This is a genomic window from Chromobacterium sp. INPA-IVC, assembly GCF_059047085.1.
In genome coordinates, this window is sequence record NZ_JBTNLS010000001.1 from 522,855 (window position 1) to 540,850 (window position 17,996).

Below are 17,996 nucleotides of genomic sequence, written 5' to 3' on the forward strand. Positions count from 1 at the left end.
TTTTCCGCAAAATGCCAAGCATGCCGCGAATGCCCGGACATAGTATGATTCGCGACAGGATATCCCCGTTACGAAACCCTTGCCCTTACCGCTCCACATGCTGATCGACTTCTTCTACGCGCTGCGCAACGCCGGCCTGCCGGTCACCCTGAAAGAATTCCTGCTGCTGCTGGAGGCGCTGCAACGCAACGTCGCCTTCGGCAACCTGGACGAGTTCTACTATCTGTCGCGCGCGGCGCTGGTGAAGGACGAAAAGTACTTCGACCGCTTCGACCAAGTGTTCGGCCATCATTTCAAAGGCCTGGAACTGAGCCTGGACGACCTGCAACGCGCCATCCCCGAGGACTGGCTGCGCAAGCAGGTGGAAAAATATCTCAGCGAAGAAGAAAAGAAAAAACTGCAGTCCATGGGCTGGGACAAGCTGATGGAAACGCTGCGCCAGCGGCTTGAGGAGCAGAAAGAAAGGCACCAGGGCGGCAATAAATGGATAGGCACAGGCGGCACCAGCCCGTTCGGCGCCTGGGGATACCATCCGGAAGGCGTGCGCATCGGCCAGAACCAGTCGCGCCATCGCCGCGCGGTGAAAGTGTGGGATCAGCGCGAATTCCGCAATTTCGACGACAAGGCGGAGCTCGGCACCCGCAACATCAAGCTGGCGCTGCGCCGCCTGCGCGAGTTCGCCCGCGATGGCGCCGAGGAAATCCTGGACCTGGACGCCACCATCGCCGCCACCGCTCGCAAGGGCGGGATGCTGGATCTGAGAATGCAGCGCGAACAGCACAACAGCGTCAAGGTGCTGGTGCTGTTCGACGTGGGCGGCTCGATGGACGACCACATCCGCGAATGCGAGGAACTGTTTTCCGCGGTCAAGGCTGAATTCAAGCACCTGGAGTATTTCTATTTCCACAACTGCGTGTATGAATCGGTGTGGAAAGACAACAACCGCCGTCAGAGCCAGCGCTTCCCCACCTGGGACCTGATCCACACCTTCGGCCGCGACTACAAGCTGATCTTCGTCGGCGATGCCAGCATGAGCCCCTACGAAATCGCCTTTCCCGGCGGCAGCGTCGAGCATATGAACGAGGAGTCCGGCGAAGTCTGGCTCAAACGGCTGCTGGAGCATTTCCGCCACGCGGTCTGGATCAACCCTCTAGCCGAAGAGCACTGGAATTACACGCAATCAGTGGGCATGGTCAGACAGCTGATGGGACAGAGAATGCATCCGATGACCCTGGCCGGCCTGGACCAGGCGATGCGAAATTTGAAAAAAACTGCCGCGCCCGCTTGAAAATTTAACGTTGACTCACAACTTTTTCCTTGAGTCGGCAGCATGTTGTAGCCCAGAATGAAGTCGAGGGGCCACAACGCAAGTCCGAAACCGGCCTCAGATTCAGTTACGGGGAGTCATACCATGCAAATCCTTCTTATCGCGGCCCTTGCCGTTGCGGTGGTCGCCGTCGCCAAATTGCTGGCTGCCCCGGTACAACAGCAAGCCAAGCTGGTGCCCATCCGCATTCGCGACGAGGAAACACGCCGTCGCCGCTGAGACTCAGCCAGCCAGAACCCAAGCGCGTCCAAGACGCGCTTTTTTGTTGCCTCCTCGCCAAAGATGACGCGATTAGACACAATCGTTAAGAAATGGCGCTTGCCCGCACAAGTCTTTGTTTCTAAACTAGATGAGCATCATTGCATTCAATAGATTCGCGACGGAGAAACACCATGGCGCTGACTGTCAACACCAACTCGGCCTCGCTGATTGGACAGTACCAGCTGAACAAGACCCAGCAGGCCACCAAGCAAGTGCTGGCCCAGCTGAGTTCTGGATCAAAGCTGAACAGCGCGGCCGACAACGCCGCCAATCTGGCCATCGCCCAGCAACTGCAAGCGCAGATCAACGGCAACAATCAGGCGATCAACAACACCAATGACGGCGTGTCGATGCTGCAAACCGCCGACTCCGCCTTGGGCCAGTTGCAGGACAATACCCAGCAAATCCAGACCCTGGCCATCCAGGCTGGCGACGGCGCGCTGAGCGCGAGCAACCGCCAGGCGCTGCAACAGCAGGTGGACCAGCTGACTCAGAGCAACTCGCAAATCATCCAGAGCACACAGTTCAACGGCACCCAGTTGTTGAACAACAGCAACGCCAGCACTTTCCAGGTCGGCCCCAACGGCACCAGCAGCAACCAGATCACGGTGCCGGGCATCGATCTGACCGCCGCGCCGGCCAGCGGGGGCTTGAACGGCTACAATGCCAATCTGGCCGCGACCAACACCATAGACATCACCACGCAGGCCAATGCGCTGACCGCTCAGCAAAACGCCGGCAACGATCTCAACGCCATCTCGTCGCAACGCGCGACGCTGGGCGCGGCCAGCAACAGCTTCGACACGGTAGTCAGCAATCTGCAGAACTCCACCCTGAACACCGCCGCCGCGCAGAGCCGGATCAGCGATACCGACTTCGCCGCCGCGACCGCTCAGCTCACCGCGCAGCAGATTCTGGGCCGCACCGGCGCCGCCACGCTGGCGCAGGCCAATGTCGCGCCCCAAGCAGCGCTGTCCTTGCTTGGCTGAGCAACTTTACGCAAAAGTTCCCGGCCGCCAGAGAAAAATAATTCCAATCATCTCTTGTTTGCCGGCCTTTGATTCCATTATCATCGACAGCTGAATCCCTCACGGGATTTGTCCATCGGGCACCGCAAGCGGTGCCCTTTGTCCATTTGCAAGGAGCTCACATGTCGACCACGCCGGCAATCACCATTTCCTCCCTAGACTACGACAGGCTGTCCGTCCTGCTGGAGAGCTGCGAGCACGACCACCCGGTTGCCGGCCGCCTGGAAGACGAATTGGAGCGCGCCGACGTCGTGGACCCGCAGGCCATGCCGTCGAATGTGGTCACCATGAACAGCTCCGTCCGCATTCGCCTGGGCGATGGCCAGGAAAAGCTGCTGACGCTGGTTTACCCCAAGGATGCGGACAGCGAGCAAGGCCGGATTTCGGTGCTGGCGCCGATAGGCGCGGCTCTGCTCGGGCTCTCTGTAGGTCAAAGCATGCAATGGCCCACCCCATCCGGACATACGGAATTGAGCGTGCTGGAAATCACCTATCAGCCGGAAGCCGCTGGCGAGTATCACCGCTAAGAGCCTGATCGAGGACTCGCGAGCCAAAACGCAGATGGCCGAAGAGGCATGCTCCAGGGAGCCGGACGCGCGCGCATCGCGCCCGGCCAGGCGGATATCGAAAGCTCAGCCGCGCTCGGCGGCGAGCTTGGCGCCCACGTCCGAGTCGGAATAAAGCAGCGCAATCTCGCGGAAGCTCTCCGCAACCTGCAAAAACGCCTTCACCATTTCCGGATCGAAATGCCTGCCGCTCCCATCCCGTATGATTTCCACAGCCTTGTCATGCGAAAACGGCGGCTTGTACACTCTCCGGGAAATCAAGGCGTCGTACACGTCGGCCACCGCCATCAGTCTGGCGGACAGGGGAATGGCCTCGCCGGCCAAACCTTGCGGATAACCGCTGCCATCCCACTTTTCCTGGTGGCAATACGCGATTTCCCGCGCCAGCCGCAGAAAGCTGCTGGGCGCGTCCAGCATGCGCTCCGCGGTGGCGATGGTGTCCCGCCCCAGCACCGTGTGGGTCTTCATCACTTCGAACTCCTCCGGAGTCAACGGCCCCGGCTTCAATAGGATGTCGTCGGGAATGCCCACCTTGCCGATATCGTGGAGCGGAGCGGATTTGTACAGCAGCTGCACGGTTTCGTCATCCAGCAGCGGCCGATAACGCGGATGGTTGCGCAGCTCCAGCGCCAGCGCGCGAACATAGTTCTGGGTGCGGCGCAGGTGGTTGCCGGTTTCGTGGTCGCGCGTCTCGGCCAGCGAAGCCAGCGCCATGATGGTGACGTCTTGTATCACCTGCACTTCCCGCGTCCGCCTCTCCACCTCTTCTTGCAGAAAAGCGGCTTTATCCTCCAAAAAGTCAGCCACCGCCTTGGCTCGCAAGTGGGTGCCCACCCTGGCCAGCATGATGGGCGGCGACACCGGCTTGATGATGTAGTCCGCGGCGCCGGCGTCGAAACCGGCCTGCTCGTCCTCGTGTTCGCTCATCGCGGTCAGGAAAATTACCGGAATCGGCTCGGTGCGCGGGTCGGCCTTGAGCCTACGGCATACTTCCAGCCCGCCTAGCCCCGGCATCATCACGTCCAGCAACACCAGATCCGGCAGCACGTCGCCCTCGACGATCTGCAGCGCTCGCTCGCCGCTGTTCGCGATCAGCGTCCGATAGCGCGGCTTCAGCAGGCCATACATCTGCGTCAGGCTCTCCGGACTGTCATCCACCAGCAGCACGGTTTGCCGATCGGGCGCGTTCGCGTCGCTCATCTCGAATCCTCAGGCAGCTTCTTGCCATAAGCCCGCGCCAGTTCGCGCAAGGCGCCCAGCGCGGAGACAAAATCGAAACCGTTCAAGGCCTGTTCGAAGGGCACGCACGCGCCATCCGGGAAGCAGGCCCGGATGCGGGGCGCGTGTTCGAGAAAATATCCCAGCGCGTCGCCGTCGCCGACCGCTAGCAGCGCCGCCAGCCGTTCAAGCAACGCATCGTCGGCTTTGGCATCCGTTTCGGGACGCCCCAGCTCCGCCAGCCCGGCGCGCAAAGCCGCCACCACCTGCCCCAGCTCGATTTCCATCTCAACCAACAGGCCTCGCCATTCCTCGCGCGTCCGGATCGCCATCTCCAGCCGCATCGCCGCGCTTTGCAGATCGACGAAGCCTATGCTGCCCGCCGCGCCTTTCAACGTGTGCGCAATGCGCTCGGCAGTCTGGAAATCCCCTTCTTCCAGAGCCATGCCGGACCGGACCGCCGCGCCGGCCTCCTCCTCGACAAACTGCCTCAGCAGGTGCCGATAAAGCTGGCGGTTGCCGGCGACCCGCCGCAGGCCGGCTGATTGGTCCAGTCCATCCACCTGCGGCAAAGGCGTCTTGTCTGCCGCCGTCCCGCCCCAGGCCTGCGGCTCGCCGGCTTTTCCCACCCAGCGCGCCAGCGTGGAAAACAGGATGTGCGGATCGATGGGCTTGGCGATATGGTCGACCATCCCCGCCATCAGGCAGCGCTCCCTCTCCTCGACCAGCGCGTCGGCCGTCATCGCGATGATGGGCAGGTCGATGAATCCGGGCAGCGCCCGGATGCGGCTGGTGGCCTCGATCCCGTCCATCACCGGCATCTGCACATCCATCAGCACCGCGTCGAAAGCCTTGGGGCCGTACGCGAGCAGCTTGTCCAGCGCCGCCTGCCCGTTTCCCGCCACCGTGATGGTGGCGCCGGTTCCCTCCAGCAGTTCGATCGCGATCTGCTGGTTGATATGATTGTCTTCCACCAGCAACAGGTGGGCTCCGTCGAAACGGGGAAGCTGGTCGATCTCCTCGAACAACGGCAACCCGCCGCTGCGGCCAAAACCGAATACTTCCAGCAATACGTCGAACAACTGCGACAGATTGACCGGCTTGACCATGAAGGCGTCGCAACCAGCCGCCCGGGCCTTGAGCCGTATATCGTCGCGCCCGAAAGCCGTCACCATCACGATGCGCATCTTGCGGCTGATCTGCCGCATCCGGCGCACCGTCTCAACGCCGTCCATCTCCTGCATCATCCAGTCGACAAAGACGACATCGAATGGTTTTTGCAGGCAATCCTGCCTCACCCGCGACAAGGCCTCGTTGCCGTTCAGACAGCCTTGCACCTCGAAGCCCAACTGCTTGAGCTGGGCGCACAGCACGTCGACGGCGGACTGGTTGTCGTCCACCACCAATACCCGCAATCCGCGGATTTCCTTGGGCAGCGATTGCCGGCGCGAGTCCGTCTCCGCCGAAACGCCCAGCCAGCAACTGAAAATGAAGGAACTGCCCCAGCCAGGAGAAGACTCCACCAACATCGCTCCGCCCATCAGCTCCACCAGCCGCTTCGCGATGGTCAGACCCAGGCCGGTGCCGCCAAAACGGCGGGTCGTCGAGCCATCAGCCTGGCTGAACGCTTGAAATAGCCGGCCCTGCTGCTCTTCGTTCATGCCGATGCCGGTATCGTGCACGCAGAATTTCAGCTGCACCTTGTCGCCGATCCTCTCGGTCAGGCCGATGATGATGGACACCTGCCCGGCCTCGGTGAACTTGATCGCGTTGCCGGCCAGATTGGTCAACACCTGCCCCAGCCTCAACGCGTCTCCCAGCAAGCCTTGCGGCACGTCGCTGGCGGTTTCGAACAACAACTCCAGCCCCTTGTCCGCCGCCCTCTGCGCCACCAGCGCCGACACGCCGTCCAGCACGTCGTCGAGCCAGAAGGGCTGCGACTCCAGCTCCAGCCTGCCGGCTTCCACCTTGGAGAAATCGAGGATGTCGTTGATGATGCCCAGCAGCGACGTGCCGGCGTTGTGGATCTTGCCGATGTAATTGCGCTGCTGGTCGTCCAGATCGGTCCGCAGCGCCAGATAGGACATGCCGATGATGGCGTTCATCGGCGTGCGGATCTCGTGGCTCATATTGGCGAGAAACAGCGATTTGGCCCGGGTGGCCTGCTCGGCCGCCTGCTTGGCTTCGCGCAACTGGGCCGAGTTGTCGACCAGCCGCGCATACAGCAGGCTATATTCCAGCAGCAGCGCCATCAGCACGAAGCTGGCCGCCATCAATCCATAAATGCGGCCGGCGTAGAAGCCCAGATCGAAACGGCCGGCGTTGAACACCACGGACAGCGCGATGTCGAGAACCCAGCTGACCATCACCACGATCAGCCACAAGTCCAGCATGCTGCGCGGCCGGCGCAGCGCCACCGCGACCAGGGCCAGCATGCACAAGCCCCAGACACAGGTGATCACGCCCCACATCAGCGGCGAATAGCGGCTGCCCTGCATGATAACCGGCAGAAAATCATGGCCCTGGGTGGCGAGCGCGCCCAGCAAGACCACCAGCAGAAGCGCCAGAGAGGCCGGCAGCGCGATGGCGCGGCCGGTTCCGGCCCGCACGCCGCCAACGCCCAGCACGCAATAAAGAATAACCAGCAGCGGAAAACCGCTGTGCCAGAACATATACAGCCAGGCCGTGGTTTGCGGCCCGGAGCCGAACAAGCCATGCTCTGCGAACAGCCCGGGAAAGCTCAGCGCATGCAGCATCGCCATCAGGGCGGTGAACAGATAGGCCGTCGCCAATATCTGCAGGGAACGCAGGCGGAGGATGGCGAACTGGCCGAACAACAACACCGCGGTGATCAGATCGTTGACGGCCAGAGCGGACTGGTACAGCGGAATGAAGGCCCACACCTTGGGCAACTGGATCTTGGCGAACGGCAAGATGGCGAGGAAGGCCAGCACCGAGACCACGATGACGCCGATCGCCAGCCGCGACTGCCCGCGCGTAGGGGGCAGCGAGGACAGGAATTCGAGTCTGTGGTCGGTCGTCGAATCTGATGGCTGCATAAACAACGATCTCCGCGCTGCGGTTCCGGTGTCTGCCCGTCCGCGCATGCTGGAGGCGGACGCGCCGGATTCCGCACCCGGCATCTGAGGTATAGCACAGCCATGGCGGCGACATATGCCGCTCGCCGGATTCAAACCATCAATGTCGGCCGGGCCTCAGGCCAGCCAGCCCCGCTCGCGCGCCTGCGCCAGACGGTCCTCCAGGTAATCCCACAAGGCCGGACAGCCCTGGCGGACCGGCGGGCCGATGCGGTCGACCACCTGCTGATGGCGGATGCCGTTCTCCCGCCAGCTCTGGCCGCTGTTGGCCAGGTTCAGCAAGACAGGCATCGCGCGGTCCGCCGCGTGGGCGAAACGGGCCTCGGCGGTTTCGCCGGCCTCGAACTCGTTCCACAGCGCGAGAAAGCGCTGCCCTTGCTCGGCCGGCAGCATGCCGAAGAGGCGGGTGACGCAAGCCAGCTCCTGCGCCTTGCGCTCCTCCCAGCCGCCCTCGGCGTAGACGATGGTGTCGCCGGTCTCGATTTCGCCGATGTCGTGCACCAGCAGCATCGCCACCACGCGGTCCATATCCACCGCCTCAACCGCGTACGGCGCCAGCGAAGACGCCAGCAGCGCGATCTGCCAGCTGTGCTCTGCCGAGTTCTCATAGCGGTCGCTGTTCAACACGCGCGTCTTGCGCGTCACCTGCTTGAGCTTGTCGAGCTCCAGCACGAAATCAACGATGTTCTGCATATTGTTTTCTTTCCATCGATACAAAAAAAGCAGACCGAAGTCTGCTTGTTCCGGCGCTTACCAGCACCGTTGAATCATCTGCGCCAGCTGCACCAGCCGGCCGTGGAAGAAGTGGCCCGCGCCGGGAAACACCAGCACCGGCAGATTCTGCGGCCGCGCCCACTCCATCACCGCGGACAGCGGAATCACCTCGTCCTCTTCGCCATGGATCACCAGCGTGTCCGCCGGCACCGCCGGCGTCGGGATCGGGTACTTGCCGACCGCCACGCCCATCAGCAGCAGCTTGTCCGCCTCGATGCGGTCGCGCGCGCGCGCGGCGACGAAGCCGCCGAAGGAGAAGCCGGCCAAGGCCAGCGGCAGGCCCGGATGCTGGGCCTTGGCGTATTCCACTACGGCAATGGCGTCGTCCACTTCGCCATTGCCGTAATCGTGCTCGCCCTCGCTGTCGCCCACGCCGCGCAGGTTCGGGCAATAACAGACGTAGCCCAGCTGCGACAAGGCCTTGGCCGCGGTCTGCACCACCTTGTTGATATGGGTGCCGCCCTGCAGCGGATTGGGGTGGCAGATCACGGCGACGCCGGTCGCCTCGCCCTGGGCCGGCACAAGAATGGTGTCGAGCGCGCCGACCGGGCCGGCGACGCTGATCTTGTTCAGAGCCTTCAACATCAGATCTTCAGCCTTTCCACCACGCGGCCATGCACCATGTGCTCGCTGACGATTTCATCGATATCGTCCTTGTCCACGAAGGTGTACCAGGTCTCCTGCGGGTAGACCACCATCACCGGGCCATCGTCGCAGCGGCCCAGGCAGCCGGCCTTGTTGACGCGGATCTTGCCCTCGCCGGCCAGCCCCAGCGCCTTGACCTTGTCCTTCATATAGCCCAGCAGTTCGCTGGAACCGAAGTTGTTGCAGCAGCTTTCGCCGGCGGCGCGCTGGTTGCAGCAGATGAATACATGCTTGTCGAAAAAGCTCATGACTGTGTCCCGTTATCCGCTTAACCGTCGTTGTCCGCCCAGCCGGCCGCGCCGACGGTGGCCGCATTGTCGAACTTGGCGTAATGGCCGATGAAGGCCAGCCGCACCGCGCCGGTCGGACCGTTACGATGCTTGCCGATGATCGCCTCGGCCAGGCCCTTGTCCGGCGAATCCGGATTGTAGTACTCGTCGCGGTACATGAAGATGATCAAGTCGGCATCCTGCTCGATGGCGCCCGATTCCCGCAGGTCGGACATCATCGGCCTCTTGTTCGGCCGCTGCTCCACCGCCCGCGACAACTGCGACAGCGCGATCACCGGCACTTGCAGCTCCTTGGCCAGGCCCTTCAGGCCCCGCGAGATTTCGCCCAGCTCGGCGGTACGGTTGTCGCCGCGGCCGGAGCCGCTCATCAGCTGCAGGTAGTCGATCACGATCAGGCCCAGCTTGCCGCCGTGCTGGCGGGCCAGCCGGCGCGCGCGGGCGCGCACTTCCAGCGCGGTCAGCGCCGCGGTCTCGTCGATGTACATGGGCGCGTCGGACAGCTTGCCGATCGCGTAGGTCAGCTTCTGCCAGTCATCGTCGCCCAGCTTGCCGGTGCGCAGCACGTGCTGATCCAGTCGGCCGACCGAGCCCAGCATACGCATCACCAGCTGCGAGCCGCCCATTTCCATCGAAAACACCGCCACCGGCAGGTGGGTTTCCACCGCCACGTGTTCGGCGATGTTCATCGAGAAGGCGGTCTTGCCCATGGACGGACGGCCGGCGACGATGATCAGGTCGCCCGGCTGCAGGCCGGAGGTCTTGGCGTCCAGGTCGAAGAAGCCGGTGGGCACGCCGGTCACCTCGTCCGGATTGTCCCGGCTGTACAGCATGTCGATCCGCTCCACCACTTCTTTCAGCAGACCCGGCATCTCCAGGAAGCCCTGCTTGGACTTGGCGGTGGATTCCGCGATCTGGAACACGCGGCCCTCGGCTTCGTCCAGCAATTGCGCCGCGTCGCGGCCCATGGGCGCGTAGGCGGCCTCGGCGATCTCGGTGCCCACCTGGGCCAGCTGGCGCATCACCGAACGCTCGCGGACGATCTCGGCGTAGCGGCGGATATTGGCCGCCGACGGCGTGTTCTGCGCCAGCGTGGCCAGATAAGCCAGACCGCCGATTTCGGCCAGCTCGGCGTTCTTGTCCAAGGCTTCGGACACGGTCACCACGTCGGCCGGACGGCCCATCTCCACCAGCTTGGCGATATGCTTGTAGACCAGCCGGTGGTCATGGCGGTAGAAGTCGGCCTCGGACACCACGTCGGCGATCTTGTCCCAGGCGCTGTTGTCCAGCAACAGGCCGCCCAGCACCGACTGTTCGGCCTCCACCGAATGCGGCGGCGTGCGGATGGACGCCATCTCGCTGTCAAAATTATCGTACTGTTCTGTCATGTAGACCCGGAGGAAGGCGCGCGGCAAGCGGCGCGCTCAAGGCAAAACGCAATTCTAACCCGAAACAAACCGGGCCCGCTCAGCAGTTCATCCCGGCCACGTAGCCGGACGACCATGCCCACTGGAAGTTATAGCCGCCCAGCCAGCCGGTGACGTCCACCACTTCGCCGATGAAGAACAGGCCGGGCACATCGTTCGCCATCAGCGACTTGGACGACAAGGCCTTGGTCGACACGCCGCCCAACGTCACCTCGGCCTTCTTGTAGCCCTGGGTGCCATTGGGCTTCACGCACCAGCGGTGCAGCTGTTCGGCCAGCTGGCGGCGCTGTTTCGGCCCCAGGTCCTTCGCGCGCTTGTTCAGGCCAACCCGGTCCAGCCAGGCGTCGGCGAAGCGGCGCGACCAACCCAGTTCAGTCAGCGCGTTGGCGATCAGCTGCTCGCTGTCGCCCTTCTCTTCCAGCCAGCGCTCGGCGTCGCCGTCCGGCATCAAGTCCAGCAGCAGCTCCATGCCGGGCTGCCAGTACGACGACACCTGCAGGATGGCCGGACCGGACACGCCCTTGTGGGTGAACAACACATTCTCGCGGAAACGCCCTTTGCCCGCCTTGGCCTCCACATCCACCGACACGCCGGCCAGCGGGGTGAAGATCTCGGCATCCTCGACATGGAAAGTCAGCGGCACCAGCGCCGGCGACAACGGCGTGACCGCCAGGCCGAACTGTTCGGCCAATTGATAGCCGAACGGCGTCGCGCCGATCTGGGGAATCGACAAACCGCCGGATGCGACGATCAGCGACTGCGATTGAAAGCATCCGCCGCTGGTCTCAACCGCGAAACCGCCCTCTCCGGTCCGGGACACGCCCTGTATCGCGGTCTCCATCCGGCGGTCCACGCCGCCCTTGCGGCACTCCTCGTCCAGCATGGCGATGATGCGCTCGCTGCCGTCGTCGCAGAACAGCTGGCCCAGCTTCTTCTCGTGGTAGCCGATGCCATGGCGCTCCACCATGTCGATGAAGTCCTGCGGCGTGTATTGAGCCAGCGCGGAACGGCAGAAATTGGGGTTGGCCGACAGGTAGCAATCGAACCGGGCGTTGACGTTGGTGAAGTTGCAGCGCCCGCCGCCGGAGATGCGGATCTTCTCCGCCAGCTTGGCCGCGTGGTCCAGCAAAAGCACGCTGCGGCCGCGCTGGCCGGCCGTCGCCGCGCACATCAGGCCGGCCGCGCCGGCCCCGATGACAATCACATCAAATTGCAAAAACTTATCCTTATCATTTTAGTCAACTATTGGCCACGCAGAACATATTCCAGTAAACTGCGATTAAAGCCACCGCTTATGCGGATTACTCTACTCAACAAGGAGAGCATAATGGAACACAAACTGCCTGAACTGCCGTACGCGCTGGACGCCCTGGCCCCGCACATCTCCAAGGAAACCCTGGAATTCCACTACGGCAAGCACCATCAGACCTACATCACCAACCTGAACAATCTGATCAAGGGCACCGAGTTCGAAAACGCCTCCCTGGAAGAGATCGTCAAGAAATCCTCCGGCGGCATCTTCAACAACGCCGCTCAAGTATGGAACCACACCTTCTACTGGTTCGGCTTCGCCCCGAACGCTTCCGGCGCGGAACGCAAACCGTCCGGCGCGCTGGCTGACGCCATCAACGCCAAATGGGGCTCCTACGACGAGTTCAAGAAGGCCTTCACCCAGACCGCCATCGGCACCTTCGGCTCCGGCTGGGCCTGGCTGGTGAAGAACAGCGACGGCAGCCTCGACCTGGTATCCACCAGCAACGCCGCCACCCCGCTGACCACCGACAAGAAGCCGCTGCTGACCTGTGATGTGTGGGAACACGCGTATTATATCGACTACCGCAACAGCCGCCCGAACTATCTGGAACACTTCTGGACGCTGGTGAACTGGGACTTCGTGGCCAAGAACTTCGCCTGATTTCCGCTGCTGTCGATCCAAAGGGGCCTTTCGGCCCCTTTTTCATGCCCGCCGCCATAGCGGCTTGTCAACCGCGCTAAATATGGCCGTTGTCCCGCATCCACTGCACGAATTGGTCGAACGGCAGCGGGCGGCTATGGTAATAGCCCTGAGCCACGTCGCAACCCAGCGCCGCCAGTTGCTGCCAATCCTCTTCCGTCTCCACGCCTTCCGCCACCGACAGCAACTGCAGCTTCTGGCACATCGCCACCGCGGAGGTCAGGATGGCGAGCTTCTTGGGGCTGCTGCCCGCGTCGTGGACGAACTCCCGATCTATTTTCAACTCGGTGAACGGGCTGCGCGACAGCTGTTTCATCGATGAATAGCCGGTGCCGTAATCGTCCATCGCCAGACCGAAGCCGTTCAAGCGCAGCCTGGCCAGCGTGCCGAGCGAAGCAGCCAGATTGGACATCAGCGAGGTTTCCGTCACCTCCAGCGCGACGCTGTCGCTCGGTTGGCCGCTGGACTGGACGATGGAGGTCATTTCATCCACCAGATTGGCGTCGTTGAGCAAGGGCACCGGCAGATTGATGGACGCATGCAAGCCGGGACGCAAAGCCAGGAACTGCTTCATATCGACGCAGACATCGCGCAGGAACTGGTAGAAGAAGCGGATGGCCAGCTCGCCCTCCTCCAGATGATGGACAAACGCCGCCGGCGGCAACACGCCGTACTGCGGATGATTCCAGCGCACCAGCGCCTCCATGCCGAACAGGGAGCCATCCTTGATGGACACCTTGGGCTGGTAATACGGCACCAGCTGGCGCTGCTTCAGAGCGTCGGCGACATCCTGCTCGCTCATGTCGATCTTGCTCATTGCGTCGCTCGCACCCGGCCATTCGGGGTTGTAGCCGTCCAGCACCCGAATCAGCTCCTCCTGCTTGAGCGGCTTGGGAAATACCGCCAGCAGATTCAGCTCGGACGCATCCACCACGCCCTGCACCGTGTCCAGCACATCCCGCGGCACGCCGCTCATCACGGCGACGAAGCGCACTTTGCCCTTCAGCTTGCTGGCGATGCTCTCCAACAGCTTGACGCCGTCCATATAGGGCATGTTGAGATCGGTCACCACCAGGTCCACCCTGTCCAGCGCGGACAGCTTGCCCATCGCGTCCAGGCCGTTCTCGGCCTCATGGACCACGCGAAATCCCATATCGTTCAACAGGCTTACCGCCAACAACCTGTGCGTGGCGGAGTCATCCACCACCATCACGGACCGATCCTTCCACTTGTCCAGATATCCCATGATCAGCCCCTGATGCCCGCCAGCATGTGGGTAATGCGCTCCAGCGACATCACCTCATCCACGCCGCCGTGGTTGATTGCCTCGGCAGGCATGCCGAACACCACGCAGGACTCCTCATCCTGGGCGATGGTGCGGGCGCCCGCGTCATGCATCTCGCGCATGCCGCGCGCGCCGTCGTCCCCCATCCCGGTCATGATCACGCCCACCGCGTTGCCTCCGGCGCAGACGGCCACCGAGCGGAACAACACATCCACCGACGGCCGGTGGCGCGACACCAGCGGCCCGTCCTTCACCTCCGCCACGTATTGCGCGCCGTTGCGCTTGACCAGCAAATGCTTGCCGCCCGGCGCGATCAGCGCCACGCCGGAAATCAGCCGATCGCCGTTCTTCGCCTCCCTCACCTCCACCCGGCACAGCCCGTTCAGCCTCTGGGCGAACGAGGCGGTGAATTTCTCCGGCATGTGCTGCACCACGGCCACGCCGGGACAGGTGGGCGGCAGCCGCGGCAGCAGATATTCCAGCGCCTGGGTGCCGCCGGTGGACGTGCCTATCGCGATGATCTTCTCCGTCGTGCGGTATTTCTCCAGTCCGGACGGCGCCTCCAGCACCACGTCGGCAGTCAGCTTGGGCGCCGGCGAGGATGCAGACGCCCCCGACGTTTGCGAAATGCGCTTCACCACGCCCATCTTCGCCCGCGCCGCGTCGCGCACCTCCTGCACCAGCTCCTTGGCCGCCTCCAGCAGAAAGGCACGCTGGTTGAACGCCGGCTTGGTGATCACCGCCACCGCGCCGGCCGACAGCGCGTCCAGCGTGATGCGCGCGCCCTTCTCGGTCAGCGACGAGCAGATGATCACCGGCGTCGGGCGCTCGTCCATGATCTTGCGCAGAAAGGTCAGCCCATCCATCCGCGGCATTTCGATATCCAGCACGATCACGTCGGGCCAGCGCAGCTTCATCCGGTTCATCGCGAACAGCGGGTCGGGCGCGGCGCCCAGCACCTCGATATCCGGGGCCGATGACAGCATCTGGGACAATACCTCGCGCACCACGGCGGAATCGTCGACGATCAACACAGAGACGCTCATCTTGCACCTCCACTCTTGAGGCGGGCAGCTTCGAAACGGTAGCGCGACGGCACTTCCTGCACCAGCGGCAGGTCCAGCTTGTGCAGCGATTCGGAATGGCCGATCAGCAGATGCCCGCCATCGCGCATGCGGGTGCACACCCGGGCCAGCACGTCGCGCTTGGTGCCTTCATTGAAGTAAATCAGCACATTGCGCAAAAAGACAATATCGAAATCCGCTTGCTGAAACTTGTCGCAGTGCAGCAGATTCAACTTGGAAAATTCCACCCTGCGCGCCAGTTCCGGCGACACCTTCACCATGCCCTCGTACTCGTCGTGTCCGCGCAGAAAGTACTTTTGCCACAGCCTGGGCGGCGTGCGCCTGACCCTGTCCAGCGGATAAACCCCGCGCTTGGCGGCGGCCAGCACCTTGGTGTTGATGTCGGTGGCGCAGATTTTCCAGTTGCCGGCCAAGCCCAGGGTTTCCGCCATCACCATCGCGATGGTGTAAGGCTCTTCGCCGGTGGAGCTGGCCGCGGACCAAACCTTCACCGCGCCTGCCCTCTGATCCCGCAACGCCTGCGCCTGCTGCTCCAGCCAATGGAAATGCTGGGGCTCGCGGAAAAAATAGGTTTCGTTGGTGGACAGCAGGTTCACCGCCCGCTGCCGCTCCGCCTGGCCCCGCGGATCGCTCAACAGTTTCCAGTACGCCGAATAGCTGTCCAGGCCCAGATGGCGCAGCCGCTTGGACAAGCGGGACTGCACCAGCGAACGCTTGCTGGCCGGCAGGTCTATGCCGGCCTCGCTGAGAATGAATTGCTTGAAACGGGCGAATTCCGCATCGTTCAGCACGGGATCAGAGGTGTGCATGCGGACTCTCCGGCATCAGGCCACCTCGGCGTCGTCGCTGAAATGCTGCAGGGAAACGGTCTCCGCCATCGCGCTCAACTCCGACACCGACAAGGCCTGCTGGACATTGAGCAGGATGGCGAAACGCTCGTTGATGGTGGCGATGCCCTGGATGAAATCGCCGCGGATGCTGACCCCGAAAGTAGGAGAAGGGTCGATATCGCTGTCCGGTATCTCCAGCACCTCGCACACCGCGTCCAGCAGGATGCCCACATCGTTGTAGCCGCCCTCCAGCCCCGGCAGGGACAGGATGGCCACGCAAGAGGACGGCTTCAGCTCGGTCAGCCCCCTGCCAAAGCGTATCGACAGGTCGATCACCGGCACCACCGACCCGCGCAGATTGATGATGCCGCGCACGAAGTTGGGCATCATCGGTACGTGGGTGATGCCGTCAAGCTCGATGATCTCGCGGATGAAGTTGATCTGAATGCCGAACAAGTCCTCGCCCAAAATGAAGGTCACGCAGTGGAACTTGCCGCCCTGCGCCGCGCCTGCCGGATCGGAACGCTCGCTCATGCCCGTGCTCCTCAGTATTTGGAAAACTTGCCGTCGTCCACTTCTTCATCGAAGTCTTCGTCGAAGGCGCGGTTGGACGGCGGCTGCGCCGCCTTGTGGCTGCCCCCCCCATGTCCTCCGGAATGCATCATCACGCTCTTGCGCGCATTGCGGCTGCTTCGCAGCTTGAACTGCTGCATCAGGTCCTGCAGCTGCATCGCGGCGGAGCTGAGCTCTTCCGAGGTGGAGCTGAGCTCCTCCGCCGACGAGGCCGACGACTGCATGCCGGTGCTGATCTGCGATACCGCGGTGTTGATCTGGTCGATGCCGGTGCGCTGCTCGCGCGAGGCGGCGGAGATTTCCTGAACCAGGGAGGCGGTCTGATCTATGCCGGGCAGCATTTCCTGCAGCAATACGCCGGACCGCTCCGCGACCGTGACCGAGCGCCCGGCCAGATCGCCGATTTCCTTGGCCGCCACCTGGGAGCGTTCCGCCAGCTTGCGCACCTCCACCGCCACGGTGGCGAAGCCCTTGCCGTGCTCGCCGGCTCGCGCCGCCTCGATCGCGGCGTTGATCGCCAGCAGGTCGGTCTTGTTGGCGATGTCGTTGATCGCGGTGATCCTCGACGCGATTTCCTTCATCGCGTGCACCATGTCGCCCACCGCCTTGCCGCTCTCGGTGGCGCTGTCGGCCGACTTGGACGCGATGCCCTCGGTAACCCGGGCATTGTCGGCGTTCTGAGTGACGGTGGACGCCATTTCCTCGACCGAGGCGCTGGTTTCCTCGACGCTGGAGGCCAGCTCCGACGCTGTCTGCGCCAACGAGCTGGCGGTGGAAGCCACCTCTTCCGACGCCGCGCCGATGGACTCCGACATCGAGCTCACCTCGGCCAGCGTGTCGGACAAGCGGTGCGCCATGCCCTTGATCGAGAACAGCAGGCTGCTCTCATCATTGGCGCGCAGCTTGATCGGCACCGCCAGGTCGCCATCCGCCACGCGCGCCACCACCTGCATCGCGTAGGACGGATCGCCGCCCAACTGCCTCAGGATGCTGCGGATGATGGCCAGCGCCAACAACACCGTGACCACCAGCGCCGCCACGCCTATCGATATCATCAGGTTGCGCGCGTTCTCGGCGCTGGCCGCGGCCTCGCGGCTCAGGTCCTTCATCTGCTGGGACTGGAAGTCGCCCATCTCGTCCAGAGTCGAGATCAGCGTGTTGTTGGCCGGGGCGAATTCCTTCAGCAGATAGGTAGCCGCCAGCGCATGGTCCTTGGCCTGCAATGAATACAGATCCCCATACTTGGTATTCAGGTTGTCTCGGGCGGACACGATCTTGTCGTAGAGCTCGCGCCCCTTGGGGGTGTCGATCATCCGGTCCAGCTTCTGCAGCAGCTGCTTGTTGTCATCGCGCAGCTTGTTGACCATCTGCTTGGTTTTCTCGACTTCCGCCGGTTCCGTCAGCAACAGCAGGTTTCGCACGTAACGGCCATTGTTCAGCGTGTTCTGCATGATGTCGTTGGACAAGGCCACCTTGGCGTAGCGGTCGGAGACGATCTCGTTGGTGTTGCTGCTCATCGTCGTCATGCCGCGCATGCCCACCAGCAGGATCGCCAGCATCAGCAGCAGGATGAGTCCGTAGCCTATCGCCAGCTTGATGTGGACCTGCATATTGTGAAACGAATTCATATCTGTCTCC

The 17,996-nt window shown here is 63.0% G+C and carries 17 protein-coding genes; 5 read left to right on the plus strand and 12 right to left on the minus strand.

Annotated features, from left to right (window positions below):
* Positions 1-79: 79 nt before the first annotated feature.
* From ACX17K_RS02200 to rnk, 4 genes are all read left to right on the plus strand, one after another.
* Complete coding sequence (locus ACX17K_RS02200) at positions 80-1,288, plus strand: vWA domain-containing protein (RefSeq protein WP_493773500.1); 1,209 nt, start codon at positions 80-82, stop codon at positions 1,286-1,288.
* A gap of 123 nt (positions 1,289-1,411) precedes the next feature.
* Positions 1,412-1,546: a hypothetical protein gene (locus ACX17K_RS02205; RefSeq protein ID WP_021479079.1), complete on the plus strand. Its 135-nt coding sequence runs from the start codon at positions 1,412-1,414 to the stop codon at positions 1,544-1,546.
* A gap of 173 nt (positions 1,547-1,719) precedes the next feature.
* A complete protein-coding gene (locus ACX17K_RS02210; protein ID WP_493773501.1) occupies positions 1,720-2,577 on the plus strand; it encodes a flagellin N-terminal helical domain-containing protein in 858 nt (285 codons plus the stop codon).
* Positions 2,578-2,738: 161 nt separating this feature from the next.
* On the plus strand, positions 2,739-3,143 hold the full coding sequence (gene rnk / locus ACX17K_RS02215) for a nucleoside diphosphate kinase regulator (protein ID WP_463087412.1): 405 nt from the start codon (positions 2,739-2,741) through the stop codon (positions 3,141-3,143).
* A 105-nt stretch (positions 3,144-3,248) separates the two neighbouring features.
* On the opposite strand, the gene ACX17K_RS02220 is transcribed toward rnk, so the two are convergent.
* The 7 genes from ACX17K_RS02220 to ACX17K_RS02250 all read right to left on the minus strand — a co-directional run bounded on the left by ACX17K_RS02220 (position 3,249) and on the right by ACX17K_RS02250 (position 11,835).
* Entirely contained in the window at positions 3,249-4,382 is a 1,134-nt protein-coding gene (locus ACX17K_RS02220; protein WP_493773502.1) for an HD-GYP domain-containing protein, read from the minus strand.
* On the minus strand, positions 4,379-7,459 hold the full coding sequence (locus ACX17K_RS02225; protein WP_493773503.1) for a response regulator: 3,081 nt from the start codon (positions 7,457-7,459) through the stop codon (positions 4,379-4,381). Before ACX17K_RS02225 ends, ACX17K_RS02220 begins: the two co-directional genes overlap by 4 nt.
* 156 nt (positions 7,460-7,615) lie before the next feature.
* The gene (locus tag ACX17K_RS02230) at positions 7,616-8,191 is read right to left on the minus strand and encodes an HD domain-containing protein (protein WP_493773504.1); all 576 of its coding nucleotides are present in this window, start codon (positions 8,189-8,191) and stop codon (positions 7,616-7,618) included.
* A gap of 57 nt (positions 8,192-8,248) precedes the next feature.
* The gene (locus ACX17K_RS02235; RefSeq protein WP_493773505.1) at positions 8,249-8,857 is read right to left on the minus strand and encodes an alpha/beta hydrolase; all 609 of its coding nucleotides are present in this window, start codon (positions 8,855-8,857) and stop codon (positions 8,249-8,251) included.
* Positions 8,857-9,165 carry a (2Fe-2S) ferredoxin domain-containing protein gene (locus ACX17K_RS02240; protein ID WP_463087417.1) on the minus strand — a complete coding sequence of 103 codons (309 nt, stop codon included), beginning with the start codon at positions 9,163-9,165 and terminating at the stop codon, positions 8,857-8,859. Before ACX17K_RS02240 ends, ACX17K_RS02235 begins: the two co-directional genes overlap by 1 nt.
* A gap of 20 nt (positions 9,166-9,185) precedes the next feature.
* On the minus strand, positions 9,186-10,592 hold the full coding sequence (dnaB, locus tag ACX17K_RS02245) for a replicative DNA helicase (RefSeq protein ID WP_031297003.1): 1,407 nt from the start codon (positions 10,590-10,592) through the stop codon (positions 9,186-9,188).
* Positions 10,593-10,671: 79 nt separating this feature from the next.
* Entirely contained in the window at positions 10,672-11,835 is a 1,164-nt protein-coding gene (locus ACX17K_RS02250) for a BaiN/RdsA family NAD(P)/FAD-dependent oxidoreductase (protein WP_493773506.1), read from the minus strand.
* 123 nt (positions 11,836-11,958) lie between these two features.
* Here ACX17K_RS02250 and ACX17K_RS02255 point away from each other — a divergent pair, with 123 nt between their 5' ends.
* Positions 11,959-12,546 (plus strand): superoxide dismutase, encoded by a 588-nt coding sequence (locus ACX17K_RS02255; protein WP_021479089.1) that lies wholly within the window; start codon positions 11,959-11,961, stop codon positions 12,544-12,546.
* 76 nt (positions 12,547-12,622) lie between these two features.
* Here the strand turns inward: ACX17K_RS02255 and ACX17K_RS02260 are convergent, their stop codons facing one another.
* Genes ACX17K_RS02260 through ACX17K_RS02280 form a run of 5 tightly spaced genes read right to left on the minus strand, consistent with a single transcriptional unit; the run spans position 12,623 to position 17,986 of the window.
* On the minus strand, positions 12,623-13,831 hold the full coding sequence (locus ACX17K_RS02260) for an EAL domain-containing response regulator (protein WP_493773507.1): 1,209 nt from the start codon (positions 13,829-13,831) through the stop codon (positions 12,623-12,625).
* A 2-nt stretch (positions 13,832-13,833) separates the two neighbouring features.
* On the minus strand, positions 13,834-14,916 hold the full coding sequence (locus ACX17K_RS02265; RefSeq protein WP_493773508.1) for a protein-glutamate methylesterase/protein-glutamine glutaminase: 1,083 nt from the start codon (positions 14,914-14,916) through the stop codon (positions 13,834-13,836).
* Positions 14,913-15,764, minus strand: coding sequence for a CheR family methyltransferase (locus ACX17K_RS02270; protein WP_493773509.1), 852 nt, complete (start codon positions 15,762-15,764; stop codon positions 14,913-14,915). The genes ACX17K_RS02265 and ACX17K_RS02270 overlap by 4 nt, the downstream gene beginning before the upstream one ends.
* Before the next feature lie 15 nt (positions 15,765-15,779).
* The gene (locus tag ACX17K_RS02275) at positions 15,780-16,319 is read right to left on the minus strand and encodes a chemotaxis protein CheW (protein WP_166440281.1); all 540 of its coding nucleotides are present in this window, start codon (positions 16,317-16,319) and stop codon (positions 15,780-15,782) included.
* An 11-nt stretch (positions 16,320-16,330) separates the two neighbouring features.
* A complete protein-coding gene (locus ACX17K_RS02280; protein WP_493773510.1) occupies positions 16,331-17,986 on the minus strand; it encodes a methyl-accepting chemotaxis protein in 1,656 nt (551 codons plus the stop codon).
* Positions 17,987-17,996 lie beyond the last annotated feature (10 nt).

Coding starts and splice junctions, on each gene's coding strand:
- ACX17K_RS02205 (WP_021479079.1), top strand. CDS start 1,412: ATGCAAATCCTTCTTATCGCGGCCCTTGCCGTTGCGGTGGTCGCCGTC.
- ACX17K_RS02210 (WP_493773501.1), top strand. CDS start 1,720: ATGGCGCTGACTGTCAACACCAACTCGGCCTCGCTGATTGGACAGTAC.
- rnk (WP_463087412.1), top strand. CDS start 2,739: ATGTCGACCACGCCGGCAATCACCATTTCCTCCCTAGACTACGACAGG.
- ACX17K_RS02220 (WP_493773502.1), bottom strand. CDS start 4,382: ATGAGCGACGCGAACGCGCCCGATCGGCAAACCGTGCTGCTGGTGGAT.
- ACX17K_RS02225 (WP_493773503.1), bottom strand. CDS start 7,459: ATGCAGCCATCAGATTCGACGACCGACCACAGACTCGAATTCCTGTCC.
- ACX17K_RS02230 (WP_493773504.1), bottom strand. CDS start 8,191: ATGCAGAACATCGTTGATTTCGTGCTGGAGCTCGACAAGCTCAAGCAG.
- ACX17K_RS02235 (WP_493773505.1), bottom strand. CDS start 8,857: ATGTTGAAGGCTCTGAACAAGATCAGCGTCGCCGGCCCGGTCGGCGCG.
- ACX17K_RS02240 (WP_463087417.1), bottom strand. CDS start 9,165: ATGAGCTTTTTCGACAAGCATGTATTCATCTGCTGCAACCAGCGCGCC.
- dnaB (WP_031297003.1), bottom strand. CDS start 10,592: ATGACAGAACAGTACGATAATTTTGACAGCGAGATGGCGTCCATCCGC.
- ACX17K_RS02255 (WP_021479089.1), top strand. CDS start 11,959: ATGGAACACAAACTGCCTGAACTGCCGTACGCGCTGGACGCCCTGGCC.
- ACX17K_RS02260 (WP_493773507.1), bottom strand. CDS start 13,831: ATGGGATATCTGGACAAGTGGAAGGATCGGTCCGTGATGGTGGTGGAT.
- ACX17K_RS02265 (WP_493773508.1), bottom strand. CDS start 14,916: ATGAGCGTCTCTGTGTTGATCGTCGACGATTCCGCCGTGGTGCGCGAG.
- ACX17K_RS02270 (WP_493773509.1), bottom strand. CDS start 15,764: ATGCACACCTCTGATCCCGTGCTGAACGATGCGGAATTCGCCCGTTTC.
- ACX17K_RS02275 (WP_166440281.1), bottom strand. CDS start 16,319: ATGAGCGAGCGTTCCGATCCGGCAGGCGCGGCGCAGGGCGGCAAGTTC.
- ACX17K_RS02280 (WP_493773510.1), bottom strand. CDS start 17,986: ATGAATTCGTTTCACAATATGCAGGTCCACATCAAGCTGGCGATAGGC.